The 21,482-nt window shown below is 61.7% G+C and carries 12 protein-coding genes, 1 tRNA gene and 3 pseudogenes; 5 read left to right on the top strand and 11 right to left on the bottom strand.

Going from position 1 to position 21,482, the window contains the following annotated elements; translation table 11 throughout:
• Positions 1-25 precede the first annotated feature (25 nt).
• The 8 genes from Q0139_RS03005 to Q0139_RS02970 all read right to left on the bottom strand — a co-directional run bounded on the left by Q0139_RS03005 (position 26) and on the right by Q0139_RS02970 (position 10,435).
• Positions 26-532: a hypothetical protein gene (locus Q0139_RS03005; protein ID WP_298017086.1), complete on the bottom strand. Its 507-nt coding sequence runs from the start codon at positions 530-532 to the stop codon at positions 26-28.
• A gap of 102 nt (positions 533-634) precedes the next feature.
• Positions 635-967 (bottom strand): VOC family protein, encoded by a 333-nt coding sequence (locus Q0139_RS03000; protein WP_298017083.1) that lies wholly within the window; start codon positions 965-967, stop codon positions 635-637.
• Positions 968-1,037: 70 nt separating this feature from the next.
• A complete protein-coding gene (gene gltB, locus Q0139_RS02995; RefSeq protein WP_298017080.1) occupies positions 1,038-5,552 on the bottom strand; it encodes a glutamate synthase large subunit in 4,515 nt (1,504 codons plus the stop codon).
• Positions 5,549-6,130 (bottom strand): DUF2059 domain-containing protein, encoded by a 582-nt coding sequence (locus Q0139_RS02990; protein WP_298017077.1) that lies wholly within the window; start codon positions 6,128-6,130, stop codon positions 5,549-5,551. The genes gltB and Q0139_RS02990 overlap by 4 nt, the downstream gene beginning before the upstream one ends.
• Positions 6,131-6,182: 52 nt before the next feature.
• On the bottom strand, positions 6,183-6,860 hold the full coding sequence (locus tag Q0139_RS02985) for a DUF2059 domain-containing protein (RefSeq protein ID WP_298017074.1): 678 nt from the start codon (positions 6,858-6,860) through the stop codon (positions 6,183-6,185).
• A gap of 167 nt (positions 6,861-7,027) precedes the next feature.
• Positions 7,028-8,500: an NAD(P)-dependent oxidoreductase gene (locus Q0139_RS02980; RefSeq protein WP_298017071.1), complete on the bottom strand. Its 1,473-nt coding sequence runs from the start codon at positions 8,498-8,500 to the stop codon at positions 7,028-7,030.
• A 157-nt stretch (positions 8,501-8,657) separates the two neighbouring features.
• Positions 8,658-9,458, bottom strand: coding sequence for an undecaprenyl-diphosphate phosphatase (locus tag Q0139_RS02975; RefSeq protein WP_298017069.1), 801 nt, complete (start codon positions 9,456-9,458; stop codon positions 8,658-8,660).
• A gap of 38 nt (positions 9,459-9,496) precedes the next feature.
• Entirely contained in the window at positions 9,497-10,435 is a 939-nt protein-coding gene (locus Q0139_RS02970; RefSeq protein WP_298017066.1) for an NAD-dependent epimerase/dehydratase family protein, read from the bottom strand.
• Positions 10,436-10,547: 112 nt separating this feature from the next.
• On the opposite strand from Q0139_RS02970, the gene Q0139_RS02965 reads away from it, so the two are divergent.
• The 3 genes and pseudogenes from Q0139_RS02965 to Q0139_RS02955 all read left to right on the top strand — a co-directional run.
• Positions 10,548-10,634, top strand: a tRNA-Leu gene (locus tag Q0139_RS02965).
• Between the two features lie 217 nt (positions 10,635-10,851).
• Positions 10,852-12,070: pseudogene (locus Q0139_RS02960) on the top strand (tyrosine-type recombinase/integrase).
• Between the two features lie 543 nt (positions 12,071-12,613).
• Positions 12,614-14,224, top strand: a pseudogene (locus Q0139_RS02955) (DUF2194 domain-containing protein); the annotation flags it as partial.
• A gap of 122 nt (positions 14,225-14,346) precedes the next feature.
• Here Q0139_RS02955 and Q0139_RS02950 read toward each other — a convergent pair.
• Together Q0139_RS02950 and Q0139_RS02945 are read right to left on the bottom strand one after the other, a co-directional pair.
• On the bottom strand, positions 14,347-16,653 hold the full coding sequence (locus tag Q0139_RS02950) for a glycosyltransferase (protein WP_298017062.1): 2,307 nt from the start codon (positions 16,651-16,653) through the stop codon (positions 14,347-14,349).
• A 125-nt stretch (positions 16,654-16,778) separates the two neighbouring features.
• The gene (locus Q0139_RS02945; protein ID WP_298017121.1) at positions 16,779-17,537 is read right to left on the bottom strand and encodes a protein phosphatase 2C domain-containing protein; all 759 of its coding nucleotides are present in this window, start codon (positions 17,535-17,537) and stop codon (positions 16,779-16,781) included.
• Positions 17,538-17,629: 92 nt separating this feature from the next.
• Here Q0139_RS02945 and Q0139_RS02940 point away from each other — a divergent pair, with 92 nt between their 5' ends.
• Together Q0139_RS02940 and Q0139_RS02935 are read left to right on the top strand one after the other, a co-directional pair.
• Positions 17,630-18,229, top strand: coding sequence for an ECF-type sigma factor (locus Q0139_RS02940; protein ID WP_298017059.1), 600 nt, complete (start codon positions 17,630-17,632; stop codon positions 18,227-18,229).
• A 3-nt stretch (positions 18,230-18,232) separates the two neighbouring features.
• Entirely contained in the window at positions 18,233-20,578 is a 2,346-nt protein-coding gene (locus Q0139_RS02935) for a serine/threonine-protein kinase (RefSeq protein WP_298017056.1), read from the top strand.
• A gap of 195 nt (positions 20,579-20,773) precedes the next feature.
• Here the strand turns inward: Q0139_RS02935 and Q0139_RS02930 are convergent.
• Positions 20,774-21,482: pseudogene (locus Q0139_RS02930) on the bottom strand (transposase); the annotation flags it as partial.

Genomic DNA, 21,482 nt, shown 5'->3' with positions numbered 1-21,482 from the left:
GGCGTGACCGGCGGTGGCCGGAATACTAATCGCCCCGGCGCGATCCGAAGCCTTCGGCGAGACCATCGAGCCCATCGAGCATACCGCCGAACCGCTGGATCATCTGGCCGATGACGGCGGTCGCGGCGCGCGCGCCGCCGCGCAACTGTTCCTCGGCGCCCGGATCGTTGCGTACGAGCACGTCGCGGACCGTGTCGCCGGGGCGAACGTCGCGCGCCATGCTGCGATCGGGAAGCAGTCCTTCCATGCCGGCGATCGGCAGGTCGAGGAGCATGTCGATTACGCCGTCGACCGCGAGCACGGTCTCGTCCTGTTCGGCATAGGGATCGTCGTCCCAGATATCCGCGCCAGCGGCGTGCGGGATCGCGCCGTCCTCGGTCGCCGACCAGTCATCGCCATAATCGTCGCCCTGCGCCCAGCCATCGCCGTCATCTGCGGGCGGCGGGATATCGACCGGCGTGGTGTCGCTATTCTGCGCGGCCACCGGGACGGCGAGCGCGATGAGGAGGGGGGCGAAAATCAGGCGGCGCATGGAAAACTCCGGCAATCGTCGGGAATCATTGGATGCGATCTAGCATGGTTGGGCTGCATAGGCGATGAATGCCCGGCAAGTGCATTTGATCCCGCCGCGGCCTCATTCTTCGTAGATATAAACAAGCATCTCGTTGCCGCCGGGATCGCGGAAGTGAAAACGCCGTCCGCCCGGAAAGCCGTAAGTTTCCTGCACAATCTCGCCGCCCGCCGCGCGGATTTTCGCCTCCGCCGCCTCGATATCGTCGGTCTGGAAGCCCGCCAGCGGCGGTTCCGGGCCGTCGCTGATGTGAAGGCCGATTTCGAGGGTGTCGCCGTTCACACCGGCATATTCCGCGCCATAATCGGTGAATTCGAAATCGAAAACCGCGGCGTAAAAGGCCTTGGTTGCGGCGACATCGGGCGTTTTCAGTTCGAGATAATTGGGCAGATGCATGGCCGACTCCTCAAGGCGATGTTCACCTTTTATTCCGCTTCGAAACGCTCCGAGTCAAGCGCGAGCGGTACTATTCCGCCGCCACCACCTCGTCTTCGTCGTTCAGCGGCTCCTCGAGCCTTCCGAGCATCTCCTTCGGGCAAATCTGCCAGAATTTGTCGCGCCAATCATCCCAGTGATCGAGGATCTCGTGCGCCCAGGGGCTTTCGGTCGTGCGGGCATGCTCGCCGATAAGCTCGATCAGCCGTTCCTCCCAATAGGAGGAGGCAAGGCGTTGCCAAACGATCGTCTCGTCATTGGCGTTCATCTCGAAACTGTCATTCTCGTCCAGCACGAACGCCATCCCGCCCGTCATCCCGGCACCGAAATTGCGTCCGACGCTGCCAAGGATCACGGCGATCCCGCCCGTCATATATTCGCAGCCATTGGCGCCGCAGCCCTCTATCACCACGAGCGCGCCCGAATTGCGCACGGCGAACCGTTCGCCCGCCCGGCCGGCCGCGAACAGCTTGCCGGCCGTGGCGCCATAGAGAACGGTGTTGCCGATGATCGTGTTGTCCTTGGTCACGAGCGGCGAGGAGACGGTGGGCCGAACAACGATATGGCCGCCTGAAAGTCCCTTGCCGACATAATCGTTGGCATCGCCGAATACCTCGAGCGTGATACCCTTGCACAGGAACGCGCCGAGCGACTGGCCGGCGCTGCCGCGCAGCCGCACCTGGACATGGTCGTCGGCCAGCGTGCTCATGCCGAAGCGGCGGGTTATTTCCGACGATAGCCGCGTGCCGACCGCGCGGTGCGTATTGCGCACGGTATAGGTGAGTTGCATCTTCTCGCCGCGTTCGAAGACGACTTGCGCGTCGTCGATCATCTGGGCGTCGAGCCCGTCGGGCACCTCGTTGCGCCAGCCCTCGATATTGAACCGCCGCTGGTCGTCGTCCGCATCGACCTTGGCGAGGATCGGGTTGAGATCGAGATCGTCGAGATGTTCGGCGCCGCGGCTGACCTGCCGGAGCAACTCGGTCCGGCCGACCACTTCGTCGATGCTGCGCACGCCGAGCCTTGCAAGGATTTCGCGCACTTCCTCGGCGATGAAGGTCATCAGGTTGATGACCTTTTCGGGGCTGCCGGTGAATTTCTGCCGCAGCCGCTCGTCTTGCGTGCAGACGCCGACAGGGCAGGTGTTCGAATGGCATTGCCGCACCATGATGCAGCCCATCGCGACGAGGCTGAGCGTGCCGATGCCGAACTCCTCGGCACCCAGGATCGCGGCGATCACAATGTCGCGGCCGGTCTTCAGGCCGCCATCGGCGCGAAGGCGAACCCGGTGGCGCAGATTGTTGAGCGTGAGCACCTGGTTGACCTCGGAAAGGCCCATTTCCCATGGCGTGCCGGCATATTTGATGCTCGTCTGCGGGCTGGCGCCGGTGCCGCCGGTATTGCCCGAGACGAGAATGACGTCGGCATGCGCCTTGGCGACGCCGGCTGCGACGGTGCCGATCCCGGCGGAGCTGACGAGCTTGACGCAGACCCGTGCGCGCGGGTTGATCTGCTTCAGGTCGTAGATCAGCTGCGCCAAATCCTCGATCGAATAGATGTCATGGTGCGGCGGGGGGCTGATCAGCATGACGCCCGGTGTCGAATGTCGCAGCTTGGCGATGAATTCGGTGACCTTGAAGCCGGGAAGCTGGCCGCCCTCGCCGGGCTTGGCGCCCTGCGCGACCTTGATCTCGATCTCGTCGCAGGCGTTCAGATATTCCGCCGTCACCCCGAAACGGCCGGAGGCGATCTGCTTGATGACGCTGTTGGCGTTGTCGCCATTGTCGTAGGGCTGGTACCGGCTCTTGTCCTCGCCGCCTTCGCCCGAAACGGCCTTGGCGCCGATTCGGTTCATCGCGATGGCAAGCGTCTCATGCGCTTCGGGCGACAGTGCGCCAAGGCTCATTCCCGGCGTCACGAAGCGCTTGCGAATTTCGGTGATCGCCTCGACCTCGTCGATCGGGATCGGCTGTTCGGCGAAGTTGAACTCCATCAGATCGCGCAGATAGACCGGATCGAGATCGCGCACGCCGCGCGCGAACTGCAGGTAGCTCGAATAGCTGTCGGTCGCGACGGCGGTCTGCAGCAGGTGCATCAGCTGCGCCGAATAGGCGTGCGTCTCGCCGCTTTCGCGCTGACGATAGAAGCCGCCGATCGGCAGCGTCACGACAGCGGGGTCCCAGGCCGCTTCGTGGCGCAGCATCGCGTTCAATTGCAGCGAGCTGTACCCCTCGCCCGAAATCTTGGCGGGCATGCCGGGGAAGAATTCGTTGACGAGCGCACGGCTCAATCCGACCGCCTCGAAATTATAGCCGCCGCGATAGCTGGAGATCACGGCGATCCCCATCTTCGACATGATCTTGCGCAGGCCTTCTTCGACGGCCGTCGAAAAGCGGTCGATGCAATCGTCGAGCGAGAGATCGCCGAAGAGCCCGCGCCCATGCCGTTCGGCAATCGCGACTTCGGCCAGATAGGCGTTCACCGTTGTCGCGCCAACGCCGATCAGCACGGCGAAATAATGGGTGTCGAGGCATTCGGCGGCGCGGACGTTGACCGAGGCATAGCTGCGCAGCCCCTCGCGCTTCAGATGCGTGTGGACGGCGGCGGCAGCGAGCACCATCGGGATCGCGACTCGGTCGGGTCCGGTTCCCTCGTCGGTGAGGAACAGTTCGATCCGTCCCTCGCGCACGGCCTGTTCGGCCTCCTTGCGGACGCGCGCTATGGCTGCACGCAATTCGGTTCCGGCTTCGAAGGTGCAATCGATCTCGGCCGCATGGCCGCCGAAGCTTTCCTTGAGCGACCCCCATTGCCCGCAGGTGAGCACCGGGGAATCGAGCACGAGCACGCTGTCCTGCTCGGCTTCCTTGTCGAGGATGTTGGCGAAGTTCGAAAAGCGCGTCTTCAGGCTCATCACGTGCTTTTCGCGAAGGCTGTCGATCGGCGGGTTGGTCACCTGGCTGAAATTCTGGCGGAAGAACTGACTGATGAGGCGCGGCTTCAGTGACACCACGGCGAGCGGCGTATCGTCGCCCATCGACCCGACCGCTTCCTTGGCAGTCTCGACCATGGGCGAGAGGATCAGCTCCATATCCTCCATCGTCTGCCCGGCGGCGACCTGGCGGCGTAACAGCTCGGCACGCTCCCATTGCGGCCGATAGTCCTTCTTCGGCTTGGGCAGGTCGGCGGTCGTCTTGAAACCTTTCACCCATTTCGCATAGGGCCTCTTGGCCGCCACCGAGTCCTTGATCGCGCGATCCTCGTAGAGCGCGCCTTCTTCCAGATCGACCGCGATCATCTGCCCCGGGCCCAGCTGTCCCTTACGGACGATCTGCCCTTCGGAGACGACGACCATGCCGGTTTCGGATCCGACGATCAGAAGGTTGTCGGCGGTCTGGGTGTAGCGCAGGGGCCGCAGCGCGTTGCGATCGAGCCCGGCGACCACCCATTTGCCGTCGGTCATGGCGAGCGCGGCGGGGCCGTCCCACGGCTCCATCATGCTCGCGAGATAGGCGTACATGGCCCGGTGCTGTTCGGGCAGGTCGTCCTCATGCTGCCAGGCTTCCGGGATCAACATCAGCTTGGCCGACGGCGCCGAGGTGCCCGATCGTACCATCGTTTCGAACACGGCATCGAGCGAGGCGGTGTCGCTGGCCCCGGCGGGGATCAGCGGCTTGATCTCTTCGCCATGCTCGCCGAACGCTAGGCTCGCCATTTTGATTTCGTGGCTCTGCATCCAGTTCTTGTTGCCGCGGATCGTGTTGATCTCGCCATTATGGGCAAGGCTGCGAAACGGCTGGGCGAGCCACCATTGCGGGAAGGTGTTCGTCGAATAGCGCTGGTGGAAGATCGCCATGCGGCTTTCGAAGCGCCCATCGGTGAGGTCGGGGTAGAAGGTCGCGAGGCTCTCGGCGAGGAACAGCCCCTTGTAGACGATCGATCGGCAGGACAACGAGCAGACGTAAAAGTCGCGCACCTGCGCGGCGATGATTTTCTTCTCGATCCGCTTGCGGACGAGGAACAGGTTCTTCTCGAATTCCTCGCCGCTTTCGTCCTCGGGCATCGGCCCGGCGATCATGATCTGCTCGATCTCGGGACGTGTCGCCTGCGCCTTCTGGCCGATCACGGAAACGTCGACCGGCACCTGCCGCCAGCCATAGATGGTGTAGCCGAAATCGATGATCTCGCTTTCGACGATCGTCCGGCAGGTTTCCTGCGCCGCCAGGTCGGTACGCGGCAGGAAGATCATCCCGACGGCGAGCCTGTTGGGCAGGACCTTGTGTCCGCTATGGGCAATCGCATCGTCGAAAAACCGTTCGGGCAGGTCGACCAGGATGCCCGCGCCGTCGCCCGTCTTGCCATCCGCATCGACAGCGCCGCGGTGCCAGACGGCACGCAGCGCATCGATCGCCGCCTCGACCACCCGCCGCGACGGCGACCCGTCGATCGCCGCGACCAGCCCGACGCCGCAGGCATCGCTCTCGAATTCGGGCCGATACATGCCCTCGCGGGCGAGGCGTTCATGTTCGGGGGTAGGGAAATCGGTCATTCCACATCGCCGCCGTCAGGCGTTTCCGTGCCGCTGTCCATCGCGTTCATCATGTCGCCTGCAACCGCGATGCCGGCCTGCAGGCTGTATTCGCGGCCGAGACCGGTCATATGCTGGTAAACGCCGGGGAGCAGGCCGACCCACACACCTCCCAGATCGGTGCGGAAGAATTCCGCCGTCGCCTCGAGCTGTTCCAGCGTCATGTTGTCCGCCCAGTAGCGCGCGATCTGATCGACGATCTCGGGATATTGGCTGCGGAACTGGTCGGCATAGCGGCGCGAGAATTCGTCTTCGAACGCCTGCCGGCCGCCAGGATAGCGGGTCTCGATCTGCTCGCCGATATCACGGCCCGGGCTCATGCGCTCCAGATTGGCGAGCAGGTCGGCGACGCTCGACGGCTTCATCCGTTCGAAGGCGAGATCGAGCTGTTCCTCGGCGCGCGAAAGTTCGGTGAGTTCGCGGGCGATTTCCAGCCGCGCGTCCATGTCGGTCGCATTGGTGCCGGGCGTCGGCTGCGCGGCCAGCGATACCGGTGCGATGGCGAGCAACGCTCCGACGAATATCCCCCTGGTAATCATCCTCTTCTCTCCCCTGTTGGCGGCACCAACCACAAGTTTATGCCGCTCCACCTCATTCCGGCGTTCCTTCGTCCATCTGCGCGCAATCGGCGTCGCCGGAGACGCATTCCGGTTCGCTTCCGCCGCGCATTGCATCGAGATAGCTGTTGACCGAACCGCGCGGCTGCTGCGGCGTCGATCCGCTTCCCTCGAGAGCGGCGAGCTGGCGCATCAGTTCCGCAATGTCGGTCTGCGCCCGCGTCATCGATTCGGTCATCATCTGGCGCTGCCAGATCGCAATATCGGGGTCCGCCATCACGGTGGAGGCGCCGTCGAGATAGGCCTGGCCCGAGCGTGTCTCGAAGAATTCGGCGATATCCTCCATCTCGCGCTCGCTGAAGCGCCGCGCATAGGCGCGTGCCGTCGCCTCGACGAGGCCGGGCAGGTTGGCGAGCAACAGCTCGCGCGATTGCTGACGCTCGATGGTGAGGAAATCGAGCACGATCTGGCGCGCCTGCGGATTGCTTTCGATGATCCCGGCGAATTGCGGCGAGGTGAGCAGCGCCTGCTCCATATTCTGCACCGTCGGCTCGAGCATCCCCAGCACCATCGCCTCGCGCCGATCGGCCGGGATGACGATGTCGACCAGGTCGCGCGCCGCTTCGAGGCGGTCGGGATCGATAGGGGCGGCGGTAGCGGGAGCAGGGGTGGCTTGGGTTTGGGCGACCGCTGGCGCTGCGAATCCTAGCATCGACGCTAAAAGCCATGCGAAGGCTGAACGAAGCCGGAAGAGTCGATCCAACGCGTCACCCTGAATTTGTTTCAGGGTCCAACCATCCTCACGCGTGGAGGGCGCGGGTTGAGAGATGGATGCTGAAACAAGTTCAGCATGACGGAGATACTGAGCCTTATGGTCCATCACGCCGTCTCCATCGCTTTCGAGGCGGACTGCTCTGCAGTGTCGCTGGCCGCCTTAGCCTTAAGATACTGATGCATATGTTCCGCCACGTCGCGGCCGTCGCGGATGGCCCAGACGACGAGGCTGGCGCCGCGGACGATGTCGCCGGCGGCGAACACGCCGTCGAGGCTCGTCTGCATCGTCTTGTGATCGACGCGAAGCGTGCCCCAGCGGGTGACCGACAGATCGGGCGATCCGAACAGGCCGGGCAGGTCTTCGGCATCGAAGCCCAGCGCCTTGATGACGAGATCGGCTTCGATATCGAATTCGCTGCCCGCTTCGGGCTGGGGCGAGCGGCGGCCCGAGGCGTCGGGCGGGCCGAGACGCATGCGTTGCGCCTGGACCCGGTTCACATTGTCGACGCCTTCGAAAGCTTGCGGGCCCGAGAGCCAGACGAATTCGACGCCCTCTTCCTCGGCATGGCGGACCTCGTTCTGCGAGCCGGGCATATTGTCCCGGTCGCGGCGATAGAGACAGCGTACCGATTTCGCACCCTGCCGCACCGACGTCCGCACGCAGTCCATCGCCGTATCGCCGCCGCCGACCACCACGACATGCTTTCCCGCCGCATTGAGCGTGCCGCTGTCGAACGCCTCGACGCTTTCGCCGAAGCCCTTGCGGTTCGACGCGATCAGGAAATCGAGCGCCTCGACGATACCCGGCGCGCCGACGCCCGGCGTCTTGAGCTGCCGCGCCTTGTAGACGCCCGTCGCGATCAGCAGTGCGTCATGCTTGTCGCGCAACTCTGCCAAACTCGCATCCTCGCCTACGGCAAAGCCTTCATGAAACCGGATGCCGCTGTCCTTCAGACGCTGCACCCGGCGCATCACGATTTCCTTCTCCAGCTTGAAACCGGGGATGCCATAGGTCAGGAGCCCACCCGCCCGATCGTGCCGGTCGTAGACATGCACCTCATAGCCATGGCCGCGCATATATTCGGCCGTCGTCAGTCCCGCTGGCCCGGCACCGATGACGCCGACCGACTGGCCGGAGCGATCGCGCACCGGCACGATCGGCTCGATCCAGCCTTCCTTCCAGGCGGTGTCGGTGATGAATTTTTCGACCGATCCGATCGTCACGGCGCCATGGCCGGAAAACTCGATCACGCAATTGCCCTCGCACAGCCGATCCTGCGGGCAGATACGGCCGCAAATTTCGGGCATGGTCGAGGTGCTGTTCGAAAGCTCGTACGCCTCGCGCAACCGCCCCTCGGCGGTCAGCTTCAGCCAATCGGGAATATGGTTATGGAGCGGGCAATGGACCGAGCAATAGGGAACGCCGCACTGCGAACAGCGGCCCGACTGCTCCTCGGCCTTTTCAATGGCATAGGCCTTGGCGATTTCAGCGAAATCGTTCCTGCGATCGGTGGGCGCGCGTTTGGCAGGATAATCCTGCTCCGTGCCCACGAATTTGAGCATAGGGTTGTCGGCCATTCATATTCTCCGTGAAGCGCCGCCCATAACAGCGCGCACGGAGCAAGTCACGCGAAAAGGCGACAGAACGGAAGTAATGCTTACCTAATAAGAGCGGTATCGCGTTCCGAGGCTCGTCAGGCGCTCAGGTTAGAATATTACTGGGGCCGTTTCGGACTTATCGAGCCCCAAGCCAGATCAGCGCGGCGGTTCCGGCGACAATCCGATACCAGGCAAAGGGCGCAAAACCGATCCGTGTGATGATCGCAACAAACGCCTTCACCACAACGATGGCGACGAGGAAGGACACCACGAATCCGATCCCGATCAGGCCCATCTGATCCCTCGTCAGGCCCTCGCCATGTTTGGCGAGCTGAAGCACCGTCGCGCCGGTGAGCGTCGGGACGGCGAGGAAGAAGCTGAATTCGGCGGCCGTCTTGCGGTCGACGCCAAAGCTCATCGCGCCCAGAATCGTCGCGCCGGACCGGCTGACGCCCGGAACCATCGCGAGGCACTGGACGAGACCGATTAACGCCGACTGGCGCAGCGTGACGCCCGCGACCCCGCCCGATTCCGTCGGCCGGGCGTAGTGCTCGACGATCAGGATCGCGATACCGCCGATGATCAGCGCCCAGGCGACGACCACGGCGTTTTCGAGAAGCAATTCGATCTGGTCTCCGAGCGCGAGCCCGATCGCCACCGCCGGAACGAAGGCGACGAACAGGTTGCGGATGAAGGCGAAGGCGCTCGGGTCCTTCCTGAACATGCCCGTGAACACGTCCCAGAAGGTGCGCCAGTAAAGGACGACGATGGCAAGGATCGCACCTGGCTGGATCGCGATATTGAAGAGCGCCCAACGCTCGGCATCATAGCCCAGCAATTCGGTAGCGAGGATCAGGTGGCCGGTCGATGAAACCGGGAGATATTCGGTCAGCCCCTCGACGATGCCGAGGATGATGGCCGTCAGCGTTGCGTTCATGCCGGTGCGATCATGTTGTGGGGGTCATCCGGTCCGGGTCAGGCCTTGGCGCCGGCGAAACGGCCATGGCGCCGATACTGGACGAGCCAGCGATCGGCAACGGCGCCCAACGGCCGCGGGCTGATCCCGAATGCTTCGAAACCCTTCGCATCCGGCGGCACGACATTGTCGGCCTGCAGCGAGCACCACTGATCCCAGGTGATCGGTGCGCCGGGCAGCCAGCCCAGCTTCGCCATCATCCGGCCCATTGCGTCGGGAACGGGAAGCACGGTCTTGTCCGGCTTGCCGATAGCGCGGAGGATGAAGCGGTTCACCTCCTCCATCGACATGACTTCGGGGCCGCCAAGCTCGAATGTCCGGGCGCGGTATGCAGCGGGTTCCATCGCCGCCGTGGCGATCGCCTCGGCCGCGTCGGCGACGTAGACGGGTTGGAATTTCGCATCCGGCTTGATCACCGGAAGCACCATCGGCGCCATGCGCGCCATCGACGCGAACCGATTGATGAAGCCGTCTTCGGGCCCGAAAATGATCGACGGACGAAACACCATTGCATCGGGCATGGCGGCGCGTGCGGCTTCTTCGCCCGCCGCTTTGCTCTTCAGATAGTGCGAGGGCGCGTCCTTGGCCGCGCCGACCGACGAGATCTGAATGAAGTCGCGCGCGCCCGCCTTCGCCGCCGCCTCGGCCGCATTGCCCGCGCCACGAATATGGACGGCGTTGAAATCGCCCTTCAGCAGGCCGACGAAATTGATGACGACGTCGGCGCCCTCGACCGCGCGGCCCAGCGTTTCGGGACGCGTGATATCGGCCGCGACGAACTGCGTCTGGCCAAGCCCGCCCAGCGGCTTAAGGAAGAAGGCGTCACCGGGGTTGCGCTCGGCGATCCGCACACGTGCGCCCTTGCTCAGCAGGTCCTGCGCGACATAGCGGCCCAGAAAGCCGCCGCCGCCGAACAGGGTCACCAATCTGTCGAGCATGTTAATCGAACCTCCTGCCGGTCTCGCCCGCGCCCATGCCTATTCGCACACGCATTGACAAGGCGCCTGCCTGCCATCATAGCGCGCCCCTCGCAACGATGCGACCGCATAAGCCCAGATGGCGGAATTGGTAGACGCGCTAGCTTCAGGTGCTAGTGTCCGTATGGACGTGGAGGTTCGAGTCCTCTTCTGGGCACCATTTCTTTACACATCGACGACCGCTGACGGCTAGAAAAGCCGCAGAATTCTGCTATAAACGCGGTATACTTCGCACGCCGATAACCGCCAGCGTCCGCCCGCGGCCGGGGGCTTTTGGGGGCCTGATTGGGGCCTTTCTCTCAAATCGCTACCTGCTGAGGCTATCATTTGGGGCCTTTTCCTAGGGAGCCGCGGAAAATCGGAGGAAGGAGCCGAGAATGCCGCTGACGGATAATCAGGTTCGCAAAGCAGCGTCTCGCGATAAGGAGTGGAAGCTCGCCGACGAGAAGGGACTTTATCTGGCCGTTACTCCGGCCGGCTCGAAACTCTGGCGCCTCAAATATCGTATGAACGGCAAGGAGAAGAAGCTCGCGATCGGGCCGTATCCCGAAGTGAGTCTGAAAGACGCGCGCCAGCGCCGCGACGATGCCGCCGCCAGATCGAGAACGACATCGATCCGAGCACGGTGAAACAGGCGGAGAAGAAAGCGGCTGCTCTGGGGGCCGAAAACACCTTCCTGTTGATTGCGATAGAATATCTCGACAAGATGGCACAGGAGGGGCGAGCAGAGGCCACATTGTCGAAGGCCCGCTGGCTGCTGTCGAAGCTTCGACCGGCGATTGGCCACCGGCCAATCGCCGAGATCACGCCGCAGGAATTGCTTGCCGTTCTCAAAAAAGAGGAAACAGCTGGCAGGCGCGAGACGGCAAGGCGCATGCGTTCCTTCGCAGGTCGCGTTTTCCGCTATGGGGTCGCGACGGCTCGCGCCACACATGATCCGAGCCATCTGTTGCAGGGCGCACTGATCGCGCCCGTTCCGAAGCACCACGCAGCGATTACCGATCCCAATGAGTTGGGCGCCCTGCTTCGCGCCATCGATGCATATGCGGGCCAGCCGACGACGCTGTTCGCGCTGCGCCTGACCCCCCACCTATTTCAGCGTCCCGGCGAAATCCGGCGTTCCGAATGGTTCGAGATCGATTTCGACGACGCTATCTGGACGATCCCCGCAGAGCGCATGAAACAACGCGAACCGCACCGCGTGCCCTTGTCGAGCCAGTCTCTGGATATTCTGAAGCAGGCCCGCGGTCTCACGGGCCACGGACGATACGTTTTCCTTCGCTGCGCAGCTGGTCCCGCCCTATGTCAGAAAACACCGTAAACGGCGCTCTACGGCGGCTGGGGTATGGGGGCGACGAAATGACCGCCCACGGCTTTCGGTCGACCGCCAGCACGTTGCTAAACGAATGCGGCAAATGGAATCCCGATGCGATTGAACGAGCGCTTTCCCACGCCGAGAAGAATCAGATTCGCGCCGCCTACCACCGCTCGATCTATTGGACCGAGCGGGTCGAAATGGCGCAATGGTGGAGCGACTATCTCGATAGATTGCGCAGCGGTGGGGAAATAGGCTCGATGAATCGGCCCATGCTGTAGTGGTAATAGGTGTTCCGACAACGCACCGCGTGGACCCGGAACGCGCAATGCGATCGCTCAACTATGACGAAATGCGTGTTCTTGCCTCCCTGTTTGAACAATGGGCATTCGAAGAGGCAAATTTCAGCCCGGATCAGCGCACATTCCTGATACAACTGTCAGCGGACTACGAGGCGATTTCAGATACCTGCGGGGCGGATTGGCGCGCAACAGATTTTTCCGTGGACGATCCTCTCGTTTTCATTGCCCGACAAGACCTACTTTACCGAAAGCGCCGAGCCGCCTGGAGCCGATATTTGGACCGAAGGCCAAGCTACAAATGAATATCGGTAGGCAAATGGACCGGTAGCGGTCAGTCCGCTTTTGGGCATCTAAGGTGCGAAAGCGGACCAGCCGCTAACGACCCATTTGCAGATATTGGTTCCATGTCCCGTGAAAAGAGAGAATGGCGCGTTCGCCTTTTTTGGCCAGCTGCAAAGATTTCAAATTCCATGGCCTGTTCTGACCAACGATAGCGCCTTTATCGATGAGGCCGCATTTCATATGGAAGGGGTTTTCATGGATAATTCTACGGCTAAAAGTCCGGACCGGCCTCAGCGCATCCTGGTCATCTCCAATAGGCAGGAGAAAATGGCTGCGGCGATGCTCGAAAATGTATGCTTCGCTCTGAGGGACGCCCGTCTGTGCTTCGACCAGGTCGATATCACCGACTGCCGCGGAGGCCTAGACATGCATTGCTATAGTTGCGTGCTGATCTGCGCGGAACGTCTCGAACAACTCGATCAGGACGCGTTTGCCGATTTGACCTCATATGTCGAAAATGGCGGTGGATTGGTCGTGGCGCGGCGAGCATGGCATGCCGAGATGGCAGACCTATTTGGGTTCGAAACCGCGCAGAACCGGCCCAAAACGCTCAAATCATCGGACGCTAGCGGTGGATTTCATTTCATCTCCGATACACTGCCGAGTTTTCAGGGCATCTGCCAAGATGAGGAGGATATTGCAGGGCACGCGCCTCTCGATATTCGGCCCGGTGACCAAACCCACGTCTTTGCCACGAACCAGCTGGGTTTTCCGGTCGGCTGGTTAAACCGCCATGGAACGGGCCGGGTCATCTACTGGAACTCGGCGCTGCTCGGCAGGAAGCGGTGCAGGGGACTGATCGTTCAATCGATCGCGGCAGCGCAGCAGGTGAGCGTCCTTCCGATTGCCAACGTGGCGCTGCTTCAGATCGACGATTTTCCCGCCCCATTGATGCACGCCGACATGGCGCCCGTCGCCGATGCCTATCCGGGGCTGAGTTCCGCGGAATTTTATACAAATGTCTGGCATCCCGACATGATGGACATGGCGGAGCGGCTCGGCGTGACCTTCACCTATTTCGCCACTTTCACCTACAACGACAAAGTGGCTCCTCCCTTCCCGTTCGACGAATGGACGTGGCCAAAAGTGACCGTCGACGGCACCGAGCAGGATGCCTGCATTCTCAGCGCCCGCAAAGCCGGACGCCATGGCGAAATAGGCCTTCACGGATACAACCATATGTCGCTCGACGGCGATATATGGTCCTCGCCCGAAGCGATCGGCGCTGCATTGGGCGCGGTGAGCGCACGTTGGTGCGACGACACGCAAACCGCCCTCCCAACTTGCTATGTACCGCCGAACAACGAGTATGATGCGCAGGGGCTTACCGCGCTTCTGAGAGTATTTCCGACGGTAAAAGTCATCTGTGGTTCGTATTTGTCAATGCGGCCGGACAAAGGTGGACGGAGGGAATTCGGCGAAGAGCCTTGGCAGCCGGGTCTGTTCTGCCTCCCAAGGGCCACTTCAGGCTATGAGGGTTCGGCCGACATGAAGTTCGACGCGCTATCGCAGTTGGGCACATCGGGGATATGGACGCATTTCGTTCATGCTGACGATGTGTTCGACCACCCTCCCGAAGGCGAGCACGATCCCTATTGCCGCAACCCGCAGCGCCGATCGTGGCGCACAGATGCGCGGAAGCGTGGCCTGCTCGACGAGTTCGAGGCGTGGATATGCGAATTCCGCGCGCGCTTTCCGTGGTTGAGGTTCGTGTCGACCAGCGAAGCCCACAGGCTGATCAAGGCCTACCTCCAGCGTAAGATTTCGGCCGTTGTCGGCCCGGACGGCGTAACAATCGAAACGGAACCGGACAGCTATGTTCAGGTCCGCGTGAATGACGGCCGGGAGATGGACGAGCGGCGCATTCGCGGGGCGACAGTCGTCGGCGTCGATCGTGCCGGGAAAAGTGTGATCTATACGCTTGCGGCGCGCTCTTCGACGATCGTGGCTCCCTTCAAGCAGGAAGGGCGGAAAGGCGGACTTTTCGATTTTGCCCGAAGGCTCGGCAAGGGTATCATCCGGCCGGTCGCTGCCGCTTGACGCGGAAGGACATGGGCCGCGCTTCCCTGTAAGCCAAGCAACGGTTTGAACTGATCGACCATTGTCTCGATACGGAACTTGTTTCTGGCATTGCGCGAGGCGATTACTCTGGCTTTCGTCAACCAGCCTCGGTCCGCCATGCTCGAGACGAGCATGGCGGCGAGCGCATCGACTTGCTGCGGCGGCGTCACATATCCCGAACGCCCGTCGACAATGGCTTCGGCAACGCCCCCTACGTCGAAGGAGAAGACAGGAACGCCATAGGCCTGGGCCTCGACAACGGCATTGGGGAGTGCTTCGCTCTTCGAAGTCAGCAGAAAAGCATCGAACAGCGCGAAGTGCGGGGCGGCGTTCGTGATCCGGCCCGGTAGGCTGAAAGCGGATCGAAGCCCGCATTCTTCGAGGACTTTCTCGAAAGGCGGTTTCAAAGAACCATCGCCGAAGATCACGAAATGCGCGTCCGGCCGCCGCGACAAGATACGCTTTGCCACTTCGATCCAGACCATAGGCTGTTTTACATGGTCAAAACGAAAGGCGGAGCCGATGACCAAAGATGACGGCGGAATGTCGTATGCAAGCCGGGCTGCACATAATTCAGCTTCATCCAGCGGCGCGGGGAACTCCAACCCGTTAGGAATCACCTTGATCGATCTCGGCGGAATATCGGCCCATTTCGCATAGTCGCCCGCGGCCGCGTTGCAGCATGTAACGAGCGTCGTCTGCCGATGAGCCAATAGCGACCGATAGGCATTTCTCCAGCCATTGAGATCGGCATCGTCGTCACACAGAGCCGTCGGAGCCATATTGTGGGTATGCAATATGATGTTCGGCACGCGATAATGCAGTGCTGCGAGACCGCCGGAAATGATCAGATGATCGAGCGCGAAATAGGCGGTGGAATATTTTCCGTTCCGGAGAATATGCCCGATATATTGCGACCATTTTCCAAGCGATCCCGGCAGATAGGATAACGGGCGAATAGGATCCGGCACTCGCGGCATCTGGTATATCCGGCAGCCAAGGCCTTCGATCAGATCGAGGAAATGGTGCTGATTCGGGCTGGAATAGAGATCATAGATAAACAGGTCGCACTTTTCGGTGCGACCGGTCTGCACGATGGCTTTGAACAGGAGAGCAAGGATTTTCTCCGCGCCGCCTGCTGCCAGGCTGCCACCGAAAAATGCAATGCGCTTGCCAAGGTTGCGGAAAGGGGAGTTGTAGTATTTCGGCAGGGACGCAAAACAGACCTGCGGAACGATCACTTGGTCCGGCCGGACCGTATGACGAGCGAAATATTCGAGCGTTTCGATCGCGAGTTCGGCGCGCGCCCGATGCGGATCGTCTGGCCTCAATCGGCCGACGGCAAGCCTGAACACATCCTCATCGGCACCGATCTCACCATGGATATGGCAGACTTCGACCGCGAGCCGTATGACGGCAGGGTGCAACAGCTGGCGTTCCCTGATGAGTGACAACAGCCGGGCTCGGGCTTCGAAAAAATTGTCATAATACCGATAGACGACAGCCTCGATCAACGGCCATTCGGCACAGGGTTTCAGATAGGACAGCAGCCGGATCGCCTCGTCGGGACCGGCGGGCCGCGCCTGATCGAGATGCTCCTTCACCAATTCGAGCAGGTGGTGATGCGCTTCCCAATCTGATTTGGAACAAGACTGAACCGCTCTTTCGGCGCGAGCAAACAGCCGATGCGACCTACCCAGTTGTTCTGTCGCTATCGCGAAAACAATCTGACTGATTATGTGCGAATGCCCGAAATAGGCGGTGTAACGAATGGCGTGATCGAGGCAGGCCCGCTTTTTTCCCAGGCGATATTTGCACATAATGTATCGCCGATAATCGTGCGGCTTTTTTTCGCGAACAACACACAGTCGGCGAAGGCACATCGCCGCCTGCTTGTAACGCCCGCTTTGGAAATGAGCATCGGACAGGTGACGCCAGATGGCAGCGTTTTGCGGTTCGCGGCCCAGTAGTTCGCGCATCATCGAGCGGGCTTGTCGCGAACCGGGGCGCGCATAGTTTCGATACAGTTCCTTCAGGTCGCGGGTTGCAAATTTCTCGAAGGTCTTGTGGTTCCGCACCAATGCAGGTTCGTCATTGCTGTGCGACGGTTCGTGAGTTTGCCGAACATCAATAGACGAATTCGATTCTCGTTCTGTCATTGCGCCGTGCATTGGAAATCCCCCGTCGTCCGAACGAGAGGCAAGGTGCCTCAATCATCTAGGCGACGAAGTGCGCGGGAACGGGTCATCTGGGTGCAGAGGTTTCATTCGTTCGCGGCCGGCCATCAAGGCGAACGCGCGGCCAACCAGAGCGTGATATCGTCGCCGCAACCCCAATCGGCCATGCCGGAAAGGCAGATGGCAACGGCCTCGTCTATGCGGCGTGGATTGCTCATTACGCAAGCGCGCAACGATCGAACCGCGGCATTGAGGGCTTCGGTATCGCCCAAGCTGCGGATAAATCCGTCGCTGGCCATGAGGACAAAGTCGGGCGCTGACGAGCCCGAACAATCGATGCTGCAGCTCTGCGCCACTGCGCCCGGCGTGCAAAGCGACACCGTGCAACCATTCGGCAAATTATCTGCCAATATCGGCGTTCCGATCCGTCCATCCGCATAGCCCAAGCGGATCGCACCGTCCCCAACCTGAAGCAGCCGCAGTCGGTCCGGGCCGATTTCGATCCCGAGAAGCGTAGCTCCATAAGCGATCCTCGAAAGTCCGGAACGAGGAAATAGTCCGAGCTCTTCCTCCCAGTGGCGATCGACCGCGAGCGACCAGCACGCAAAAATCCCTTGACCCGGATCGGGCGCTTCAAATTCGCCCTTGTTTTGAAAGTATTCGAGGGCGCAATTCACCGCCAGCCGTGCCCCGATATGGGACAGAAAATGTTGCGGCGCGCCGTGCCCATCGGAGATCGCGGCGATAATATGCCCGTCGTCGCACTTCCTGCCAAAGGCAATGGCATCCTGGTTGATTACTCCGGCATTGCGGTGGAGACTGCCGCGTATCGACCTGCCCGCGAAATGCCAGTTGTCCAACTTCATATCGGTCAAAGCGCGCTTTCCGGACCATTCGGTTCACGCATTCGCGACAACCATATAAACTCGTCGCCATGCCTTTGCCCCAGACCGATCGATTGCGCGCCGTCAAGGCACATGATAATCAAGGGGAATTCTATGTGGGGGGTATGGAATTGGACCGGCAGGTTGCGCAAATCGCCAACCAGTGGCGCGACGGCGACGTCGATGCCGGCGACCGGCTGTTCCGAGAGCTGGCCGACGACCTGAGAGCGATCGCGCAGGCACGCCTGCATACCGAGAAGAGCCAGTCGCTTTCTGCCGGAGACCTCGTGAACGAGGCCGTTTTGCGCATGATGCGGCTGGACCGGATCGAATGGGCGAACCGGCCGCATATTTTGGCGATGGCGGCTACGACGATGCGGCAATTCCTGCTCGACCATGCGCGCCGTGCCAATAGAGACAAGCGAGCCCATCGACGCGTGACGCTTTGTACCGCCATTGCCCAGGACGATCCGCCGATCGACGTGATCGCCCTCGACGATGCGCTGCGAAGACTTGGCGAAATCGATCCACAGCGCGCGGCCGTCGTCGAGATGCGATATTTCGGCGGTATGACCGTAACGGAGATAGCAGCTGTCATCGAACTGTCGGAGTCGACCGTCAAACGACACTGGACGTCGGCACGGACTTGGCTGCAAGAGCGGCTCGACCACTGATCGATGAAGGACGGCGGCATCCGTCTGGAGCGTGACGCGCTTGCGCTGTTCGAGGAAGCGCTGGAAATGCAACCGGACGATCCAGCCCGTTTTATTGCAGACCAGCGCGATACAGCCGCGGAAATCCGCACACGGGCCAAGGCGCTGCTCGATCGGTATTTGCAAGGCGATCACCAGCTTGCAACCGGCGGTGCGCGGACGATTCTGCATCACGAACCGCCTGATCACATCGGTTCGTACAAGGTGGTCGATCAGCTTGGTCGCGGCGGCATGGGAGCCGTCTATCTGGCCGAACGGGCTTCGGGCGATTTCGATCATCTCGTGGCCATCAAGCTGATCAACGCGGGAGCGATGTCTCAAGAACTCACCGAACGCTTTCGGCGTGAGCGACAGATTTTCGCCGGGCTCAATCACCCGCATATTGCCCGGCTCTACGATGGCGGCGAGACCCGGAATGGCGAGCCCTATATCGTCATGGAGTATGTCGACGGCGTCCCGCTCGAAGATTGGCTCGAGAGCGGCGATCCCTCGATCGATCGGCGGCTCGACTTATTCGATCAGATATGCGGGGCCGTGCAGTTCGCGCACCAGAACCTGATCGTCCATCGCGATCTCACCCCCGCCAATGTCCTCGTCAAGGTCGGCGACGATGCGAAGCTGATCGACTTCGGCATCTCGCGTCCGCTGGGCGAGCCGGCCACCGCCCCTCTTTCCGACGGCGTCACATCGGCAACGCCGGGCTTTGCAGCTCCCGAAGCGATCGCAGGCGGCGCATCGAACACCCTGTCCGATATCTTTGCGCTGGGCCGACTGCTCGCTCTGTTGACGGAGGGCGAAACAGCACCCGAACTCGATGCGATAGTCGCCAAGGCATCGCATGACGATCCCGCCACACGCTATCGAACCGCACAGGAACTCGCGACGGAAGTCGATCGATACCGGACCGGGTTCCCCGTCGTCGCCAGCGGCGGAGGCCGGTCCTATCGTTTCCGCAAATTCATCGGTCGCCAGAAGTTCGCGGTCGGCGCGGTCGTGGCGATCATCCTATTGCTCGCGGGCGGGCTTACCGCGACACTGATCGGGTTCAACCGCGCGCAGGTCGCGCAGGCAGAGGCCGAGCAGCGATTTGGCGAGGTCCGCGCCATGGCGAACACGCTGTTGTTCGATATCTACGAATCCGTCGAACGGGTCCCGGGATCGACCGAAGCGCGGCGGATGCTGGCGTCGACGGCACAACGCTATCTCGACGCGCTGGCAGCGGACTCCGATGCCCCAGCAGATGTCAAACTGGAAGCGGGACGCGGATATATGCGGCTCGCCGACGTCATGGGCGGGGTCGGCGGTGGCAATCTCGGACTTCGCGAGGAAGCCGCGCGCAACTACGAGCGCGCCGACGAAATTCTGTCCGAGCTCAACCGAGAGATGCCTGCGGATCGCAATGTGGCGCTAGCGCTTGCCGACTTGCGCTACGCGCGCTCCAACTTCGTCGTGCAGACAAGCGATGACATGGAAACCGGGCTGACGATGGCGAACAGTATCGGCCCGATCCTGGAACCAGCCTGCGATGATTCCGATCCCTGTATCCGGCGCCGCGCCCAGGCGCTGATTGCACAAGGGCAAAATCACTATTGGCTAGAGGAACTCGACACGGCTTTGGAAGAGTACGGGCAGGCCATCTCGCTCCTGCAATCGATGACACAGAATAGCCGAAGATTGCGCACCAATGTTCGCCTCTTGGCGCTCGCGCGTCGTTTTCACGGCGACACCCGCTACTATCTCGATGACGTCGCGGGTTCGGTCGAGGATTTCGATATCGCATTAGCCTTGCTCAGGCGCGCCCGTCGCTCAGGATTGGACGATCCCGATATCCGGCGCGATTTGGCGCTCGTCCAATGGACACGCGGTGGATCGCTGGACGAATTGGGGCGCGTCGACGAAGGGGTCGCAGCACTCTCCGAAGCCGAGGCGATCGTTCGGGATTTGGTGGCCGCCGATCGAGAGGATGAAGGTACACTTCGTCTGCTCGCGGTCATTGGCGGCCAGCTCGGACTGACGCTCTCTTCGGCGAACCGGTTCGCCGAAGCGATCGAGGCGGCAGAAGCCTCCCTCGCCATCCGCACGCGCCTGTCTCGGCTGCAACCCGACCAGCAAGGCTATTTTCGCGATGTCGCGATCCAACTAAACGGTCTCGGCGACATCCATCGGCGCGCCGGCAATGGCCCGGTCGCATGCGATTATTATCGACGTACGGTGTCGCAATTCGATCGGCACGACGCACGATGGGGCATGGCCGAATTTGATCGCGGAGATACATACGCCAGAGCGAGACAAGCGCTCCTGTCCTGTTAGTATGGGCGCCTCAATGAGCCGCATGCCCATTTGTTCTCGATGCTCACTGACAGAGGAGACCGGCTGGCGCATTTCGACCAGCTCGATACGGTGATGTCCGTAAGTCCGCTTTCCACCCTATTCTGTTGAAGAAGTCGCTGCTGGGAGCGATTGGTCGGTACTCCTGATTGCAGGCCAGCGGGATCACCGTCCTGCTCAGAGCGATGCGAGCCCCCGGATTGGTCGCATCTTCGCCATCTTGCGGAGGTTCTGGGGCTGCGGCGGCAAGGTGGAACTCGTCTTTTGCTCCGTTGGGACCGCGCAGGCGCAAGCGGTCCAGCTTCAAGATGCGCTTGAGGTGGGCGAAGAGCATCTCGACCTTCTTTCTCTGGCGTCGTGAGATCACATAGGCATCGGTCGTGGCGATATCGCGCGCCATGTCGCGCGCGCCCTCGTAGACCGAGCGCATGATCTTGCGGGCTGGCGTCCTGGGCGTGCAGCGCTGCCTGAAGTTGCAGCCCGAGCAATCCTGCTGGCGAGCGCGATAGCGGATGAAACCGTCGGCATTGGCCAGCGGGCGCGGCGTCTTGAAGTTGCGGTTGGATGGCCGGAGCCGTTTGCCGCCGGGGCAGGTGTAGCTGTCGTCGTCATGATCGAAGGTGAAGTCGGATCGCGCGAAGCTGTGGTCGCTCCGGGCGGATTTGTCGAACACCGGGATATGCGGCTCGATGCCCCTTTCGGCGAAGCTCAGGACAGGCTTGTCCTCGACCAGCCAGGCGAGGTTCGGCGCCGAGCTATAGGCTGCATCGCCCTCGAGCCGCTCGGGCCAGAGACCGAAGCGCCCTTGCGTCCGCTCGAGCTTTCTTCGCTGGGCAGTCACCTCGGCCTGCCGCACCGACGTCGTTGCCTCGACATCGACGATCAC

The organism is uncultured Parasphingopyxis sp., from assembly GCF_937129435.1.
Taxonomy (GTDB): Bacteria; Pseudomonadota; Alphaproteobacteria; order Sphingomonadales; family Sphingomonadaceae; genus Parasphingopyxis.
The sequence above is the reverse complement of the archived record's forward strand: the minus strand, read 5'-3'. Positions and strand labels throughout refer to the sequence as shown.

Coding starts and splice junctions, on each gene's coding strand:
- Q0139_RS03005 (WP_298017086.1), bottom strand. CDS start 532: ATGCGCCGCCTGATTTTCGCCCCCCTCCTCATCGCGCTCGCCGTCCCG.
- Q0139_RS03000 (WP_298017083.1), bottom strand. CDS start 967: ATGCATCTGCCCAATTATCTCGAACTGAAAACGCCCGATGTCGCCGCA.
- gltB (WP_298017080.1), bottom strand. CDS start 5,552: ATGACCGATTTCCCTACCCCCGAACATGAACGCCTCGCCCGCGAGGGC.
- Q0139_RS02990 (WP_298017077.1), bottom strand. CDS start 6,130: ATGATTACCAGGGGGATATTCGTCGGAGCGTTGCTCGCCATCGCACCG.
- Q0139_RS02985 (WP_298017074.1), bottom strand. CDS start 6,860: ATGCTAGGATTCGCAGCGCCAGCGGTCGCCCAAACCCAAGCCACCCCT.
- Q0139_RS02980 (WP_298017071.1), bottom strand. CDS start 8,500: ATGGCCGACAACCCTATGCTCAAATTCGTGGGCACGGAGCAGGATTAT.
- Q0139_RS02975 (WP_298017069.1), bottom strand. CDS start 9,458: ATGAACGCAACGCTGACGGCCATCATCCTCGGCATCGTCGAGGGGCTG.
- Q0139_RS02970 (WP_298017066.1), bottom strand. CDS start 10,435: ATGCTCGACAGATTGGTGACCCTGTTCGGCGGCGGCGGCTTTCTGGGC.
- Q0139_RS02950 (WP_298017062.1), bottom strand. CDS start 16,653: ATGACAGAACGAGAATCGAATTCGTCTATTGATGTTCGGCAAACTCAC.
- Q0139_RS02945 (WP_298017121.1), bottom strand. CDS start 17,537: ATGAAGTTGGACAACTGGCATTTCGCGGGCAGGTCGATACGCGGCAGT.
- Q0139_RS02935 (WP_298017056.1), top strand. CDS start 18,233: ATGAAGGACGGCGGCATCCGTCTGGAGCGTGACGCGCTTGCGCTGTTC.